General features: G+C 45.2%; 1 pseudogene. It reads right to left on the bottom strand.

The window, feature by feature from the left end:
- Positions 1-197 (bottom strand): annotated as a pseudogene (locus KV696_RS10515) (SIALI-17 repeat-containing surface protein); the annotation flags it as partial.
- Positions 198-208: the final 11 nt, after the last annotated feature.

The following is a 208-nucleotide window of genomic DNA, read 5'->3' as shown; positions in this document are numbered from 1 at the left end:
TCTTGGTTCACTAAATCGCTTCCTGGAATTGTATGACTGATGCCTGTTGTTGGATCTGTCACCGTCACTGTTCCGTCTTCGCCTACAGTGACTTTCTTACCTGGGTTCTTCGCTTTGACTTTGTCTGCCACTTGTTGTTTCTCTTCTGGAGTTAAGTGCGCTTTGTCTTTCACTGGAACTTTTTCGGTTGGTTTCACTGGTTCGAAGT

The organism is Streptococcus humanilactis (assembly GCF_019448275.1).
Taxonomy (GTDB): Bacteria; Bacillota; Bacilli; order Lactobacillales; family Streptococcaceae; genus Streptococcus; species Streptococcus humanilactis.
This window is presented reverse-complemented; position numbering and strand designations above follow the sequence as displayed.